Below are 15,595 nucleotides of genomic sequence, written 5' to 3'. Positions count from 1 at the left end.
TTGGAGAGAATAACGCGCGATCGCTGCAACCGTTCCGCAGCAAGCAGCCTCAATGCAGTCCAAAGACGCCGAGCAGCTCTTCGCGCTGGCGAACGAACGCACGGGCGCTGCGATCGCGCGGCCGTGGCAGGTCGATTTCGATCAACCGGGGCTCGCCGCCCTTTTTCCCGCGGCAGGATCAGGATGCGAAGGAGATTTCAATGAGGCGCGGCCGGATTGAAATGTTTTTCGTCGTTCGGCCCGCTTTCGAGATCGGCAACCGCTGCATCGCCCTCAGGGCCATCCTGCCTGAACGACAGCGCGCGGTTGCTCCGCGAAAATATTCCACTTGGAATAATTTTCGAGCCAAAGGGTTTCTTATCTCGATCGGAATACTCGACTATTTTCCGGGCACCTGCGGCGACCGATGCCTAAAAATGCGATCGCCGCCACACAATTGAGAGTAAACGACGTGTCCCAAGCAACCACCCAATCCTCACCAAAGCCGATTTTCGCCTCCTTCGGCTTCCAGGTCCTGGCAGCCATGGTCATCGGCCTGCTGCTCGGCCTCATCGCCCGCAATATGGGCGTCGATGGCAGCGGCAATGCCAACTGGCTGACGGTGACCCTGCAGACGATCGGTTCGATCTTCGTCCAGCTTCTGCGCGCGCTCGTGCCGCCGCTCGTCTTTACCGCCATCGTCGCCTCGATCGCCAATCTGGCGACGCTGCAGAATGCCGCCAAGCTCGTCTGGCAGACGCTGCTCTGGTTCGCGCTCACCTCGCTGATCGCCGTCGTCATCGCCATCGCGCTCGGCCTGATCATCCAGCCGGGTGTCGGCTCGGCCGTTTCGCAGGAAGCCGCGAAGGCGCCGTCCTATTCCGGCTCATGGCTCGATTTCCTGAAGGGCCTCGTGCCGGCCAACATGCTCGGCCTCGAAGCGAGCACCAAGGTCACCGATACGGGTGCAACCACCTCACTCAACTTCAACGTCCTGCAGATCCTCGTCGTCTCGATCGCCGTCGGTGCAGCCGCCCTGAAGGTTGGTGACGCGGCCAAGCCGTTCCTCGCCTTCAACCAGTCGCTGCTTGCGGTCGTGCGCAAGATCCTCTGGTGGGTTATCCGGCTGACGCCGATCGGCACGATCGGCCTGCTTGGCCGCGCCGTCGCGCAATATGGCTGGGAAACGCTGGCGCAGCTCGGCTGGTATGCCGCCGCCGTCTATATCGGCCTGGCGATCGTGCTCTTCGTCGTCTACCCGGCGCTGCTCGTCGGCCACGGCCTGAAGCCCTCGCGCTTCTTCGCCGGCGCCTGGCCGGCGATCCAGCTCGCCTTCGTCTCGCGCTCCTCGGTCGGCACCCTGCCCGTTACCGAAACGGTGACCGAAAAGAGCCTCGGCGTGCCGCGCGAATATGCCGCCTTCGCCGTGCCGCTCGGCGCAACCACGAAGATGGACGGCTGCGCCGCGATCTACCCGGCGATTTCGGCGATCTTCATCGCGCAGTTCTTCGGTCTGCCGCTCGGCATCCAGGAATATGTGCTGATCGTCTTCGTCTCGGTGCTCGGCTCTGCCGCCACCGCCGGCCTCACCGGCGCCACCGTCATGCTGACGCTGACGCTTTCAACGCTCGGCCTGCCGCTCGAGGGCGTCGGCCTGCTGCTCGCCATCGACCCCATCCTCGACATGGGCCGCACGGCGGTCAACGTCGCCGGCCAGGCTCTGGTGCCGACCATCGTCGCCAAGCGCGAGGGCATCCTCGACGAGACCGTCTACAACGGCGACAAGGTCCTCGACGACCTCGAGCCGCTGGCTGCCGCAGCACGCGCTGCCTGACAGCGCAGATCAGAGCATGCGGGCCGCAAGGCCCGCATGCCGTGTTATACTGCAGGCCATCCGCCTGTTGAGGGATCGGCGATGTCGTCGACCAATTTTCATCTTGTCACCGAATGGACGATTGCTTCCCCGCTTGAAGACGTTTGGCGTGAGCTCGGCACGCCGGAACGCTGGCCCGAGTGGTGGCCCTCGGTGAAACAGGTGACGCTGCTGCGACAGGGCGACGAGCGCGGTGTCGGCGCCATCAGGCGCATGCGCTGGTCGACGGCGCTGCCCTACGAGCTGGTCTTCGACATGGAGACCGTGAAAGTCGAGCAGCCCTTCCTCATCGAGGGCCGGGCCCTGGGCGAACTCGACGGCATCGGCCGCTGGACGCTGCAAGGCGACGAAGCCAGCTGCCGCGTTCGCTACGACTGGATCGTAGAAGTGACGAAACCCTGGATGGTCCGGCTTTCCTTCATCCTCCGGCCCGTCTTCCGCTGGAACCATGGCGTGGTGATGGAGCGCGGACGGCGCGGTCTGCTGGAACGGCTGGCCTGAAAGGGACAGTGGCACGGGCTCGAAGGACGCACGGACAGACGCCTACTGCGCGAGGGCGCGGGCCTCTTGCCTGATGATGTCGCCGAGGCGCCGGGCGCCCGGTCCAGCAGCATCCGGATCCGGGTAGACCAGATACATGGCGCCCCAGCGCTCCGACCCTTCCTTCAGCGGCAGCGGCTTCAGCTGGCCGGCGGCAAGTTCCTCGCGAATCCAGTCCTCCGGATACCAGGCAAAGCCCATGCCCATGCAAGCGGCGCGAATGGAGGTTGCCTTGTGGCTGACCGTCAGCCGCCGCTCCGTCACGCTCCAGACACTCGGGCGTTGCCGTTGCAAACCGCTGTCACGGATCACCAGGTGGCGGTGGCCTTTCAGATCCTCGATCCCGAGTTCCCGGTCCAGTTGATGCAACGGGTGGAAAGGGGCGGCCGCCACAATGGCCCGATAGCGCAGGAGAACCTCGCCCGTGTGGCCGGCCGGCAGATTGTCGGCGCAGATCGCAAGGTCGACGGCGCCCGACAGCAGCAACTCGTCCGTTCCCCCCATCACGCTCTCATGGAGCTCGATGCGGGTCTCCGGCGCCTCCTCGCCGAACCGCTCGATGCAGCGCAACAGCAGCCAGGTCGGAAACAGCCCCTCCACCGCCAGGCTCAGCATCTGCTCCTGCCCCTTGGCAAGGTTTTCGGCTGCCCGCTCCAGCCGCGTCGCCTCGTCGACCAGCGACTTGCCGCGCCGGTAGAGAATACGCCCCTCGGTGGTCAAGAGCGCCTTCCGGCCCTCGATCTCGAAGACGGCGACACCGAGCCTCTCCTCGATCTGGCGCACCGCATAGCTGACCGTCGACTGCGACTTGTTCAGCGCCTCGGCCGCCTGCGCGAAGCCGCCGGCATCGACCACCGCGATGAAGGTCCGCCACTGGTCCAGGGATATGCGCAACATTGATCGAACCATTCGATAGATAGACGCCAATATTCAAACTTTTTTATCGCTCTGACAGATGTTTGTATAGATCCAACAAACGCAGACACACGAGGGCGACATGAACATTCTTCTCGTCACAGCCGATCCGGACGGCCAGTCCTTCGCCAAATCCCTGGCCGACCGCTACGTCGCCGGCATCCGCGAAACGAAGACCGCAAAGGTCGAACTGGCCGACCTTGCCGGCGAAGGTTTCGACCCGCGCATGACCCGCGCGGACCTGGCTTTCTATCGCGAGACTGGACCATTGCCGCAGAATGTCAGGCGCGAACAGCAACGCGTCGAGCGGGCGGACCTCCTGCTGCTGGCCACTCCGATCTATTGGTGGTCGCTGCCGGCCGTAACGAAGGGCTGGATCGATCGTGTCTTTACCAAGGGCTGGGCCTTCGGCAGCAACGATCGCTTCTCCGGGCCGCTCTCGACAAAGCACGTTCGACTGATCGCGACCGGCGCCGGCGGCCACCGGCTCTACCAGGAGCACGGCTACGAAGGCGCGATGGCCGCCCAGATCGCCCATGGCATCTTCAACTTCAGCGGCGTCACCAATGTCGAGACGCACCTGTTCCTGGACGTGGAGAGCGGCGACCGCGCGGCGCGCCTGCGCAATCTTGCCACCGCCCACGATCTTGGCCGCGCCTATGCCGAGGGCCAGCACCAGCCTTCGGCGCACCGCCACCTCCTGCCGGCGAACTAAAGCCACCGGTCGCCGGCAACCCGAAATCCATCTTTCACCGAACCGAGCGCCGCTGCAGGCGGCGCGCGAGCCAACCTGTTCATCCCTCAATCGAATCCCAGAAAGCAAAGGAAAAAACCATGTCCACCGCAACCCGCGAAATCCGTCTGAAGAGCCGCCCGACCGGACTTCCGGCCGCCGAAAACTTCGCGATCGCCAGCCGGCGCCTCGACGATCCGAAACCCGGCCAGCTGCTGGTCCGCAACACCTGGATGTCCGTCGATCCCTACATGCGCGGCCGCATGGACGACCGGAAAAGCTATATTCCGCCGTTCCAGCTTGACGCGGCCATGGATGGCGCCGCCGTCGGCGTGGTCGAACACTCCACCGATCCGGCCTTCTCGGTCGGCGACGCCGTCGTGCACTTCGCCGGCTGGAGGGATTATGCCGTCATCGACGCGGCGGCGGCACGCAAGATCGACCCGGATCTCCCGGCCCAGGCCTATCTCGGCGCGCTCGGCTTTCCCGGCCTCACCGCCTATGTGGGGCTGACGCGGATCGCCAATGCCAGGCCAGGCGAGACCATCTTCGTTTCGGCCGCCAGCGGCGCCGTCGGCAGCATCGTCGCCCAGATCGCCAAGCTCAACGGCCTGCGGGTAATCGCCTCGGTCGGCTCGTCGGACAAGGCCGACTGGCTGAAGAACGAGATCGGCGTCGACGCGGTCATCAACTATCGCGAGACGTCCGATCTGACCGAAGCGCTTGCGGCCGCAGCACCTGACGGCATCGACATCTACTTCGACAATGTCGGCGGCGACCATCTCGAAGCGGCGCTGGCGCGCGCCAACGACCACGCCCGCTTCGTGCTTTGCGGCATGATCACCGGTTACAATGCCGGCGGCGCGGCCGGGCCGCGCAACATCTTCCAGGCGATCGAGAAACGCATCCGCCTGGAGGGGCTGATCGTTTCCGATCACGTCGATCTCATCCCCGAGTTCGACCGCAAGATGAGCGCCTGGATCAAGGAACGGAAGATCGCGCTGCGCGAGACCATCGTCGACGGCCTGGAGAATGCGCCCGACGCCTTCCTCGGCCTCTTCAAGGGCGCCAACACCGGCAAGATGCTCGTGCGCCTCTAGTCGCAGGCGCCCGCCCCTCGCAGAGCCGACCTATGCCCCGTCCGATGGCGGGGCATAGGCCTTCTATTTTTGGAGTGGAGCGAAAGCGCAGGTTCGGCTGTCCGGGCCGCACGACTCGGACGAGACGCTGAAGGCACCGCTGCCCGGAAACACGGTCGGAAACGACGGCGCTTGAACTATCCTATCCAGGGGGATAGGATATGGAAATGAGCGAACATCGACACGACACCCACCCAGAGATCGTCAAGCGGCTGAAGCGCGCCGAAGGCCATCTGAAGAGCGTCATCGCCATGATCGAAGGAGGCCGGCCCTGCCTCGACATCGCCCAGCAGCTCCATGCGGTGGAGAAGGCGATCAGCCAGGCGAAGCGAACCCTGATCCAGGATCATCTGGACCATTGCCTTGAAGACACGATCGGGGCGCTTGCCCGCGACCAGCGCCACTCCATCGACGAATTCAAGGCGATCACAAAATACCTCTGAGCGACGGCAGCCGCCGTCACCAAACGCTACCGAGCGAGCCCAACACCATGCTGCAGATCCTTGCAAACCGGACATACCGCCATCTGTTCCTGGCGCAGGTGATCGCGCTCATCGGAACCGGTCTTGCGACCGTCGCACTCGGGCTTCTCGCCTATGATCTCGCCGGCGCCGAAGCGGGCGCGGTGCTCGGAACGGCGCTCGCGATCAAGATGATCGCCTATGTCGGCGTGGCGCCGATCGCCGCCGCCTTCGCCGAGCGGCTTCCACGTCGCGCCATGCTCGTCGGCCTCGATCTGGTGCGCGCGGCCGTTGCGCTGTTCCTGCCCTTCGTGACCGAGATCTGGCAGATCTATGTACTGATTTTCGTGCTGCAGTCGGCGTCGGCCGCCTTTACCCCGACCTTCCAGGCGACCATTCCCGATGTGCTGCCCGACGAGAGGGACTACACCCGCGCCCTGTCGCTCTCGCGGCTCGCCTATGACCTCGAAAGCGTCGCAAGCCCGATGCTTGCCGCAGCGCTGCTTACCGTCGTCAGTTTCCACGACCTGTTTGCCGGCACGGTGATCGGTTTCCTCGCCTCGGCCGCCTTCGTCGTCTCGGTCGCGCTTCCAACCCCGAAAGCAGCGGAACCGCGCGGCATCTACGACCGGACGACCCGGGGCCTGCGCATCTATCTGGCAACGCCGCGGCTCAAGGGTCTGCTCGCGCTCAATCTCGCGGTCTCGGCGGCCGGGTCGATGGTCATCGTCAACACGGTGGTGTTGGTGCAGGCCAAGTTTGGACTAACCCAGTCCGACACGGCCATCGCACTTGCCGCCTTCGGCGCCGGCTCGATGATCGCCGCGCTGCTGTTGCCGCACCTCCTCGACAGGGTACCCGATCGCGTCGCCATGTTTTCGGGCGCGGCGATCCTCCCCGCCGGCCTCTTCATCGGCACACTCGTTCCAAATTTCGCTTCGCTGTTGCCGCTGTGGCTCGTCATCGGCCTCGGTTACTCGCTGACCCAGACGCCGTCGGGTCGGTTGCTCCGCCGCTCCGCGCAGCCCGAGGACCGGCCGGCGCTCTTTGCCGCGCAGTTCGCCCTGTCGCATGCCTGCTGGCTGATCACCTATCCGCTGGCCGGCTGGCTCGGCGCAACCGCCGGGCTCGCCGCGACCTTCACCACGCTCGGCCTCATCGCCATCGGCGCCATCGTCACCGCCGCCCGGCTCTGGCCGGCGCAGGATCCGGACGAAATCGAGCACGTGCACCACGCGCTGGCGGACGATCACCCCCATCTTTCCGGTGCGACGCGCGTCGGCAGCGGCCACCGCCACACCCATGTGTTCGTGATCGACAGCCACCACCCGGACTGGCCCGCCGAGCGATAGCAAGCAGCCGCTATCTGGAAGCCGTTCCACTGCCGGCAAAGGACAGGATCGCCGCATCGGCGATCTCGGCGAAACGAGCGCTTGGCCCCTCGGCGCCGCTGCTCTGCTGCGCGGCGCGCGCGCCTTCGATCAACAGCAGCAACGTGTCGGCGAGCAGTTCCGCATCGGCGATACCGGCCCTTCGGCAAAGCTCCACGACCCGATCCCGTTGCGCATCCTTGAACAGGCGGATCACCTCGCGTCCGGGATGTTCCTCATCCGTCAACTGCGCGGCGGCGCTCATCATTTCGCATTGGCACGTGTCGCCGTCGAGATGCTCTGCGATGCGCCGGATCCAGGCCCTGAGCTGCCCCAATCCGTCGCCGGGATAGGTATCTTCCAGCTCGCGCCAGAAGCCGTCCATTTCCATTCCCGCTTGGCGCAGGCATTCGACGATCAGATCGTCCTTCGAACTGAAGTGGCGGTAGAGCGTCATCTTGTTGCTGTCGGCCGCATCGGCGATGGCATCGACGCCGGTTCCGCGAATGCCGCGGCGGCGGAAGAGATCACGCGCGGCCTCGACGATGCGATCGCGCGGCGAACGACGGGATGGCTTGCAGAAATCCGTTTTCATCGCAGTGGCCCGGCGTGGACGGCGCGGAAATCTTGCCCCTTGACGCCCTGTCATGGGTCGATAACATGCGACGGTGTTACCGACCAGTAACATTTTCGCCACCGTGTAAATCGAAGAGCATCCGCTTGCGGCAAAGAGCTCTTCCGGAAACGCCGGCGGTAACCGCAGAAAAATTTTCAAGCGCAGTGTCGGTGGGCGCGGTCGTCAGGCGTCTTTTAGCCAGAGCGCACACCGCAGAGACTTTTTAAAATTCGATAACGCTCGTGATTTGGGTCGTTCCGGCCCATCATGATCTCGTGCTGGAGCCTTACGATGCGCATGCTGGATGGGCTGAAGGCTGAGCAGACCGTCGCTGACCGCAAGGTCCGCGCGGCGGGCGTGCGCGTGCCCGGTTTCGAAACCTCCCGCCATGCGGGCCGCCCCTTTGGCGGCGCCTCACAAGGATCGATCCCGTCATGATCGACTTCTTCATCCACCGGCCGATCTTCGCATCGGCGATCGCAATCATCATGACGCTTGCCGGCGGCATCTGCTATTTCCTGCTGCCGATCTCGCAGTTTCCCGACGTGACGCCGCCGCAGATCGTGGTCGCCGCCAACTATCCGGGCGCCAGCGCCCAGGTGGTCGCCGACACGGTGACGACGCCGCTCGAACAGCAGATCAACGGCGTGCCGGGCATGCTCTACATGACCTCGGCGAGTTCGAACGACGGCTCGTCGCGCATCATCATTTCCTTCGAAGTGGGGTACCCGATCGACGTTGCAGCCCTCGACGTGCAGAACCGCGTGTCGCAGGCCGCCTCCTCGCTTCCTGCCCTCGTCAACCAGACCGGCGTCACCATCGCCAAGCAGATCCCCAACTTCACCGTGCTCGTCAGCCTGGATTCGCCCGACAATTCGGTCGATTTCGCCTCGGTCAGCAACTACGCCTATCTGCAGATCCTCGATCCCTTGAAGCGCCTGCCGGGTGTCGGCGACGTCCAGCTCTTCGGCGAGCGCCGCTATTCGATGCGCGTCTGGCTCGACCCCGACCGCATGGCCAATCTCGGCATCACCGCCGTCGACGTCCAGAACGTGATTGCCGAGCAGAACATCCAGGTCGCGGGCGGCAAGATCGGGCAATCGCCGGCGCCGGCGGGCACGCCCTTCGAAATGCAGATCAACGCGCTTGGGCGCTTGAGCGACCCGTCCCAGTTCGGCGATATCGTGCTTCGCGCCGACCAGACCACCGGAGCGACGACCCGGCTGCGCGACGTCGCCCGCATCGAGCTCGGCGCCCTGCTCTACTCGTCCTCGGTCACCTTCAACGGCAAGGAGAGCGTCGTGCTTGCCGTCTTCCAGGCGCCGGGCTCCAATGCGCTCGACCTGCAGGCCCGCGTGCAGGCGAAGATGGACGAGCTGTCTGAGCGCTTCCCCGCCGGCATCGCCTACCACATGTTCTACGACACCACGCGCTTCGTCTCCGCGGCTATGAAGGATGTCGTCTTCACGCTGCTCGAGGCCTTGGCCCTCGTCGTGTTCGTCGTCTTCATCTTCCTGCAGAACCTGCGCACGACGATCATCCCGACGATCGCCATTCCGGTCTCGCTGATCGCGACGCTGGTCGTCATGTATCTCTTCGGCTTCTCGCTCAACATGCTGAGCCTGCTCGGCATGGTGCTCGCCATCGGGCTCGTGGTCGACGACGCGATCGTCGTCGTCGAGAACGTCGAACGCCAGCTGGAGGCCGGGCTGCCGCCGCTCGAAGCCACCAAGAAGGCGATGCAGGAGGTGACCGGCCCGATCATCGCGACGACCGCCGTGCTGCTTGCCGTCTTCATCCCCGTCGCCTTCATTCCGGGCGTCGCCGGCAGTCTCTACAACCAGTTCGCGCTGACGGTCGCGATCTCCGTCGCCTTTTCCGCCTTCAACTCGCTGACCCTCAGCCCCGCCTTGAGCGCCGCGTTTCTGCGCTATCGCGGCGAGCCACGTTTTGCGCTCTTCCGCTGGTTCAACACCGGTTTTCACGCGCTGTCGCACGGCTATGCACACAGCGTCGCCGCGCTGGTGCGCTGGCGCTGGGCGCTGTTTGCCGTCTTCCTCGCCGCGGTCGCCTCGACCTATGCGCTATGGCAGCGCATCCCCTCGACTTTCCTGCCGGTCGAGGACCAGGGCTACTTCTTCGTCGTCATCCAGTTGCCCGACGGCGCCTCGCTGGAGCGCACCGAGGCGGTCGCACGTCGATCCGAGGAAATCCTTCGCGGCACCGCCGGCGTCGATTTCGTCGGCTCGGTGGTCGGCTTCAACTTCCTGTCCTTCGCCGCCCAGTCGAACTCCGCCGTGCAGTTCGCCGTCTTGAAGCCATGGGATGAGCGCCCGCCCGAACAAGGCGCCTCGGTGCTGCGTGAAGCGGTGACCCCGCAACTCCTGCAGATCCCGGACGCGCTCGTGCTCGCCTTCGACCCGCCGTCGATCCAGGGCCTCGGCGCCACCGGCGGCTTCGAATTCCAGGTCGAGGACCTCGCCGGGCGCAGCGCCCAGGCGCTCAACGACGCGACCCAGGCGTTGATTGCCGAGGCCCGCAAGCAGCCGGAGATCAACCCCTACCAGCTCTTCACCACCTTCAGCACCTCGAGCCCGCAATTCGACTATGACCTCGACCGCGACAAGGCGAAGCTGCTGGGCTTGAGCCTGCCGGATATCTTCAGCACGCTGCAGATCTATTTCGGCTCACTCTATGTCAACGACTTCAACATCTTCGGCCGCACCTTCCGCGTGACGCTGCAGGCCGACCAGGAGGCGCGGGCTTCCGCCACCGATCTCTCGCGCCTCTATGTACGCAACACCGAGGGCGAGATGGTGCCGCTCAACACGCTTGGAACCTTCAAGCCGACGGTCGGCCCCGAGACCATCACCCACTACAACAATTATCCCTCGGCACTGGTCAACGGCGCGGCAGCGCCCGGCTTCAGCTCGAGCCAGGCGGTGGCGGCGATGGAACGGGTCGCCCGCACGACGCTGCCCAGGGACTACACATTCGAGTGGACCGGCATTACCTATCAGGAGATCCGGGCAGGCTCGATCGCCGCGCTCGTCTTTGCGCTCGCCCTCGTCTTCTGCTTCCTGATCCTGGCCGCCCAGTATGAAAGCTGGTCGATGCCGTTCATGGTGCTGCTTTCGGTGCCGCTCGCGCTCCTGGGGGCGCTCTCGGCGCTGTGGCTGCGCGGCATGCAGATAGACGTCTATTCGCAGATCGGTTTCGTGATGCTGGTTGGACTTGCCGCCAAGAACGCCATCCTGATCGTCGAGTTCGCAAGAAGGCGGCGCGAGGAGGGGCTTGATGTGGTCGCCGCAGCGGCGGAAGCGGCGCGGCTGCGGCTGCGGCCGATCCTGATGACGGCCTTTGCCTTCATCCTCGGCGTTCTGCCGCTGATGTATGCCCGAGGCGCGGGTGCAGCCAGCCGCCAGTCGATCGGCACCACCGTCTTTGGCGGCATGCTGGCGGCAACCATTCTCACACTGATTTTCGTCCCGGTCTTCTACGCAGTCATCGAGAGGTGGCGCGAGGGCACATCCTCGCAACCGATCGGCCAGCGTCACGAGCCGGAGGCGGCGGAATAGGAACTGGAGCCTGACATGCGTGGTTCGAAACTGCTTCTTGCCGCAGCGGTCGTGGTCGCCGCCCTCGCTGCAGCCTATCACTACAAAAACGGCGGCTTCGAGCTGAAGGGCGGCGATGCCGGCGCGGCGGTCGGCCCGCCGCAACAGGCCATGCCGGTTCCGGTCGCAGCGGTCGTCAAGAAGACCATTCCGATCTATCTCGACTATTCGGCCCGGACCGAAGCAATCCGCAATGTGACGCTGCGCGCCAAGATCACCGGCTACATCGAATCGCAGGCCGTGCCCGACGGCTCGGATGTGAAGCAAGGCGATCTTCTCTACCGGATCGACGCGCGCGACTATCGCGCCGAGCTCGACCAGGCGAAAGCCCAGGTCGAGCGGGACGAAGCGTCGCTCGCCTATCTTCGCTCCAACCTCAACCGCGGCAACGAGCTTGCCACGACCGGGTATCTCGACAAGGACAGTTTCGACCAGCGCCAGAGCGCCGTGCATCAGGCCGAAGCGGCGCTGGCCATGTCGCGGGCGGCGGTGCGCACCGCCGAGATCAACTTCGACTACACCGAGATCCGCGCGCCCTTTGCCGGCCGGCTCGGTCGCAACCAGGCGCCCGAGGGAACGCTCGTCAGCAACACCGCCGGAACGCCGCTTAACAACCTGGTGCAGCTTTCGCCGATCTATGTCTCGTTCAACCCGAGCGAGACGGAGCTCTCCGACATCCAGAAGGCACGGGCGAAAGGCAAGGTGGAGGCGGAAGTGCTTCTGCCCGGTGACAAGGAGCCGCGCTATCGCGGCGATCTCAGCTTCATCAACAATACGGTCGAGGGCAATACCGGAACGGTGGTGGCGCGCGTGACGATCGACAACACCGATCTGACCCTGCTGCCCGGCCAATATGTCCGCGTGCGGCTGAAGGTCCGCGACGAGCCGAACGTGCTGATGGTGCCGGAAACGGCGCTCGGCTCCAGCCAGCTCGGCAAATACATCTATGTCGTCGGCAAGGGTGAAACGGTCGAGCAGCGGCTGGTCACCCTCGGCCCGGCGAGCGGCGACCTCATCGGCCTGACGTCGGGCGTTTCGGAGGGCGACCAGGTGATATCTGGAAACCTGCAGAAGATTTTTCCCGGCGCACCGGTCAAGCCCATGCCTGCCGAACAGGCCCAGGCACAGAAATAGGCCAGCCGCCGGCCCGGCCTACGCCCTTTTCAGGATCGGGAAGACCATTCCGAACGTGATGACGGCAATGGCGACGACCTGAAGCAGCGTCGGGACTTCGCCGAGAACGACGACGCCTGCCGCGGTCGTCGTCACCGGAACGCACGGCATGAACAGCGACGCAGGCTGCGGGCCCAATTGACGGATGACATAGGTGTAGAGAACGCTCGCCAGCGCTCCGGCGAGAAAGCCCTGGATGACGAATTGCGTGGCAATTTCGGTGAAAGAGGCGGAAGCGAACCCGCTGGGCGCCAGAATGTGCAGCAAGGGCAACGGCAGACAGGAAAAGAACACCACGGCGATCGTCGCCGTCACGGCGTCGACGGACCATAGCCGCACCAGCACCGCAAAGGTGGCAAACATCAAGCCCGACACGGCGAACAACAGATCACCGCGCAATGTCCCGGCGTCGGCGACGCCCGACTGTGCGACGAACAGCAAAAGGCCGGCAATGACCGTGGCAACGCCTGCAAGGCGTGTGCCGGAGGCCTTGTCCTTGAAGACGAGGCGGGAAAACAGGAACGAGAAGAAGACGATCACGGCGGGAGAGAGTGCTGCCGCATGGGCGACCGGTGCGAGCGAAAGTCCCTGGTTGATGATCAGCGGATAGGGCAGCCCCGTCAGCAGCGCCAGCACGGCTGCCTTGCGCCAGCCAAGCTGCAGCAACTTCGGCAAGCCGAAGCTGAGGAACACCGGCAGGAAAGCCAGGGCGGCACCGGAGAACCGCAAGGTGACGATGTCGGCGGCCGTCAGATGCTCGCGCAAACTGAACCGGGCGGCCACGAACTGCAAGGTGGTGATTGCTACGACCGCCACCCCTGCCCATATCGCCAGCCGCCGGCTGCGGTCGCCCTCCCCGATTGTAGCACTTTGCACGCCCGCCTCCCCACATTGCGGAAGCCCACCGAGCTTCGACAGAAACACCGTATTGCGCAGGCGGCTGCGTCTAAATACACTGATTTCAACTAATTTGAGCGATTATCACTCTTTCATGGAGCAATTTGCGTGAGTATCGAAATTGCAGGTCTCGACACGATCGATCGCACCTTGCTGAGATTGCTGCAGGAAGATGGTCGGCGGACCACGCTGGAACTGGCCGAGCGTGTCGGCCTGTCCCCAACAGGCACGAGCCAGCGCGTGAAGCGCCTCTTTCGCGAGGGGTATGTGAAAGCCGTGAGAGCGATCCTCGACCCGAAGAAGATCGGCCGCGGCACCGTCGTGTTCATCCAGGTGCGCCTCGATCATACAGCCCCGCACATTTTCGAGCGCTTCTCCGAGGCGGTCGTGAAGGCGCCGGAAGTCCTGGAATGCCACATGGTGATCGGCGGTTTCGATTATCTGGTGAAGGCGCGGATCGCCGACATGTCGCTGTTTCAGGATTTTCTCGAACGGGTGATCCTGCCCCTGCCCGGCGTCAGGGAAACGCATACCTACGCGTCGGTCGGCGACGTCAAGCCGGACGCGCTGTTGCCGATCTGAGGATCAGCCGGCTTGGGCCGCGCCGTCGCGGCCAAGCCATGGATCGGGCCCCGGGTCGCGCCCGGACGCCACCTGTCGGAGCCGCTCCAGGTAGTGCGCCCAGCCCTCCGCGTGGCCGGCGCATTGTTCGGCGCTGGGCAATCCCGTTTGTGTGAGGCGCAGCAATGTTCCGGGCGGCTGCTCGATCAGGTCGATCTCGATCAGGCTGGAGCCAGGCGGGACGATGTCGCTCCCCTCCCAGCCGAAGCTGTAGGCGAGCCGGTGCACCGGCACCACTTCGCGGAAAGACCCACGGGCAAACCGGGCGCCGGTCACGTTGACGAGATAGAGGCCGCCGGGCTCCGCCTTGGTGTCGGCCTCGGTTCCCATCCAGCGCAGGATCTTTTCCGGGTCGGTCAAAAGAGCGAATACCGCGGCGGGCGGCGCCGGGATATGCGTTTCGCGGCGAACGACAAGGGCGTCTGGCATCGGTCTTCCCTTTGCAGATTGGCCTGCCCGCCGGCATGAGAGGCCGGATGCGGGCTGCCGCCAGCATAGACCGCCATGGCGGATGACGCTACCGGCTCCCTCCAAAGCTTGCCCGCTGTACCGCGCGGAAAGGTCCTTGTCCGCGGGGGCCTCGGCGCTATCCTCTTTGCCATGGATTTGTCCGCACCCCTCGCCTGGCTCGTGGACGAGGCAAGCGCCTCGCCGGAGCCGGACCGGTTCCTGTTAGAACTCGGCGGCCGGCTTGCCGCCGACGGTCTGCCGCTCGCGGGCGGCGCCCTGACCCTGGCCGTGCCGCATCCGATCATCGCCCACCGCACTTGGCTTTGGCGGTCCGAGACCGGCGTGGTGATCGAGAGCCTGGGTTTTGCCGGCGCCGTCTCGGACCGGGCGGGCGAGGAGTGGCTGGCCGGGCTCGGGCCGACGCTCGACCAGTCGACCGGCGCGGGGACGGACCACGCGACGCTCGGCTGGGCCGGGATCCGGCCATTCGACGCTGACGAGACGGCCCGGCTCCGTGATGTCGCGCGCTTTGCCGCTGCGCCACTTACGGCACTTGCCGAGCGGGCAGCGCTTGCCGCCCTGCTCGAAGCCTATCTCGGCCGCCGCAGTGCCGCCCGTGTCCGCGCCGGATCGTTGAGCCGCGGCACCGGCGAGACCATTCGTGCAGCGTTGCTCTACGCCGATCTGCGCAACTTCACCGCGCTGTCCGAGACATCGGAGCCCGCCGCGGTGATCGCGGCGCTCGACGCCTGGTTCGACCGCCTCGCCGGGGCGGTCCACGCCTTTGGCGGCGAGGTGCTGAAATTCATCGGCGACGGCGTCCTGGCGATCTTTCCGGTCAGCGGTTCGCCGCGCGAGGCCTGCGATGCGGCGCTGCGCGCGGTTGCTGCCGCGCGCGCCGGCATGACACATCTCGGCCAGACACGGCAGGCCGAGGGTCTGCCGCCGCTCTCCTTCGGCGTGGCGCTGCATCTCGGCGATGTTTTCTGGGGCAATATCGGCGCCGCCGACCGGCTGGATTTTACCGCGATCGGCCCGGCGGTAAACCTCGTCAGCCGGCTGGAGGGCCTGTGCCGGCCGCTCGGCCGGTCGGTGCTGATCTCGGGCGCCGTCGCCGACGCCACGTTAACGCCGCTCCTGTCGCTCGGCGATCATCCCTTGCGCGGCATCGCGGCAGCTTGCGCCGTCTTCACCCTGCCGGACGCCTGACG

15 protein-coding genes and 1 pseudogene are annotated in these 15,595 nt (G+C 65.2%); 11 read left to right on the top strand and 5 right to left on the bottom strand.

The genetic code is table 11. The features are described 5' to 3' along the window. Positions 1-49: 49 nt before the first annotated feature. Positions 50-188 (bottom strand): annotated as a pseudogene (locus tag C1A35_RS19940) (ABC transporter ATP-binding protein); the annotation flags it as partial. A gap of 263 nt (positions 189-451) precedes the next feature. Between C1A35_RS19940 and C1A35_RS19935 the strand changes: the two are divergent. Then, a complete protein-coding gene (locus C1A35_RS19935; RefSeq protein ID WP_104665986.1) occupies positions 452-1,813 on the top strand; it encodes a dicarboxylate/amino acid:cation symporter in 1,362 nt (453 codons plus the stop codon). Positions 1,814-1,894: 81 nt separating this feature from the next. Continuing rightward, a complete protein-coding gene (locus tag C1A35_RS19930; protein ID WP_104665985.1) occupies positions 1,895-2,353 on the top strand; it encodes an SRPBCC family protein in 459 nt (152 codons plus the stop codon). A gap of 42 nt (positions 2,354-2,395) precedes the next feature. Here the strand turns inward: C1A35_RS19930 and C1A35_RS19925 are convergent, their stop codons facing one another. Further along, positions 2,396-3,289, bottom strand: coding sequence for a LysR family transcriptional regulator (locus C1A35_RS19925; protein ID WP_104665984.1), 894 nt, complete (start codon positions 3,287-3,289; stop codon positions 2,396-2,398). A 100-nt stretch (positions 3,290-3,389) separates the two neighbouring features. Between C1A35_RS19925 and C1A35_RS19920 the strand changes: the two genes are divergently transcribed. From C1A35_RS19920 to C1A35_RS19905, 4 genes are all read left to right on the top strand, one after another. Further along, on the top strand, positions 3,390-4,022 hold the full coding sequence (locus tag C1A35_RS19920) for an NAD(P)H-dependent oxidoreductase (RefSeq protein WP_104665983.1): 633 nt from the start codon (positions 3,390-3,392) through the stop codon (positions 4,020-4,022). Positions 4,023-4,141: 119 nt separating this feature from the next. Then, positions 4,142-5,140 (top strand): NADP-dependent oxidoreductase, encoded by a 999-nt coding sequence (locus tag C1A35_RS19915; protein WP_104665982.1) that lies wholly within the window; start codon positions 4,142-4,144, stop codon positions 5,138-5,140. Between the two features lie 206 nt (positions 5,141-5,346). After that, the gene (locus C1A35_RS19910; RefSeq protein WP_104666172.1) at positions 5,347-5,622 is read left to right on the top strand and encodes a metal-sensing transcriptional repressor; all 276 of its coding nucleotides are present in this window, start codon (positions 5,347-5,349) and stop codon (positions 5,620-5,622) included. Between the two features lie 47 nt (positions 5,623-5,669). Continuing rightward, a complete protein-coding gene (locus tag C1A35_RS19905; RefSeq protein WP_104665981.1) occupies positions 5,670-6,992 on the top strand; it encodes an MFS transporter in 1,323 nt (440 codons plus the stop codon). 10 nt (positions 6,993-7,002) lie between these two features. Here C1A35_RS19905 and C1A35_RS19900 read toward each other — a convergent pair whose 3' ends face one another. Continuing rightward, on the bottom strand, positions 7,003-7,605 hold the full coding sequence (locus C1A35_RS19900) for a TetR/AcrR family transcriptional regulator (protein WP_104665980.1): 603 nt from the start codon (positions 7,603-7,605) through the stop codon (positions 7,003-7,005). A 312-nt stretch (positions 7,606-7,917) separates the two neighbouring features. Between C1A35_RS19900 and C1A35_RS36005 the strand changes: the two genes are divergently transcribed. The 3 genes from C1A35_RS36005 to C1A35_RS19890 are packed head-to-tail and all read left to right on the top strand — an operon-like array spanning position 7,918 to position 12,377. Next, positions 7,918-8,064: a hypothetical protein gene (locus C1A35_RS36005; RefSeq protein ID WP_158665105.1), complete on the top strand. Its 147-nt coding sequence runs from the start codon at positions 7,918-7,920 to the stop codon at positions 8,062-8,064. Beyond that, positions 8,061-11,204 (top strand): efflux RND transporter permease subunit, encoded by a 3,144-nt coding sequence (locus tag C1A35_RS19895; protein WP_104665979.1) that lies wholly within the window; start codon positions 8,061-8,063, stop codon positions 11,202-11,204. Before C1A35_RS36005 ends, C1A35_RS19895 begins: the two co-directional genes overlap by 4 nt. Before the next feature lie 15 nt (positions 11,205-11,219). Continuing rightward, complete coding sequence (locus C1A35_RS19890) at positions 11,220-12,377, top strand: efflux RND transporter periplasmic adaptor subunit (RefSeq protein ID WP_104665978.1); 1,158 nt, start codon at positions 11,220-11,222, stop codon at positions 12,375-12,377. A gap of 18 nt (positions 12,378-12,395) precedes the next feature. Here the strand turns inward: C1A35_RS19890 and C1A35_RS19885 are convergent, their stop codons facing one another. Further along, positions 12,396-13,292 (bottom strand): DMT family transporter, encoded by an 897-nt coding sequence (locus C1A35_RS19885; RefSeq protein WP_234822916.1) that lies wholly within the window; start codon positions 13,290-13,292, stop codon positions 12,396-12,398. 141 nt (positions 13,293-13,433) lie between these two features. Between C1A35_RS19885 and C1A35_RS19880 the strand changes: the two genes are divergently transcribed. Further along, positions 13,434-13,895: an Lrp/AsnC ligand binding domain-containing protein gene (locus tag C1A35_RS19880; RefSeq protein WP_104666170.1), complete on the top strand. Its 462-nt coding sequence runs from the start codon at positions 13,434-13,436 to the stop codon at positions 13,893-13,895. A gap of 3 nt (positions 13,896-13,898) precedes the next feature. Here C1A35_RS19880 and C1A35_RS19875 read toward each other — a convergent pair whose 3' ends face one another. Continuing rightward, positions 13,899-14,363, bottom strand: coding sequence for an SRPBCC family protein (locus tag C1A35_RS19875; RefSeq protein ID WP_104665977.1), 465 nt, complete (start codon positions 14,361-14,363; stop codon positions 13,899-13,901). 171 nt (positions 14,364-14,534) lie between these two features. On the opposite strand from C1A35_RS19875, the gene C1A35_RS19870 reads away from it, so the two are divergent. Then, entirely contained in the window at positions 14,535-15,593 is a 1,059-nt protein-coding gene (locus C1A35_RS19870) for an adenylate/guanylate cyclase domain-containing protein (RefSeq protein ID WP_104666169.1), read from the top strand. The last annotated feature ends 2 nt before the right edge of the window (positions 15,594-15,595 follow it).

This window comes from Ensifer adhaerens (assembly GCF_002940685.1).
In the GTDB taxonomy this organism is placed as follows: Bacteria; Pseudomonadota; Alphaproteobacteria; order Rhizobiales; family Rhizobiaceae; genus Ensifer; species Ensifer adhaerens_E.
This window is presented reverse-complemented; position numbering and strand designations above follow the sequence as displayed.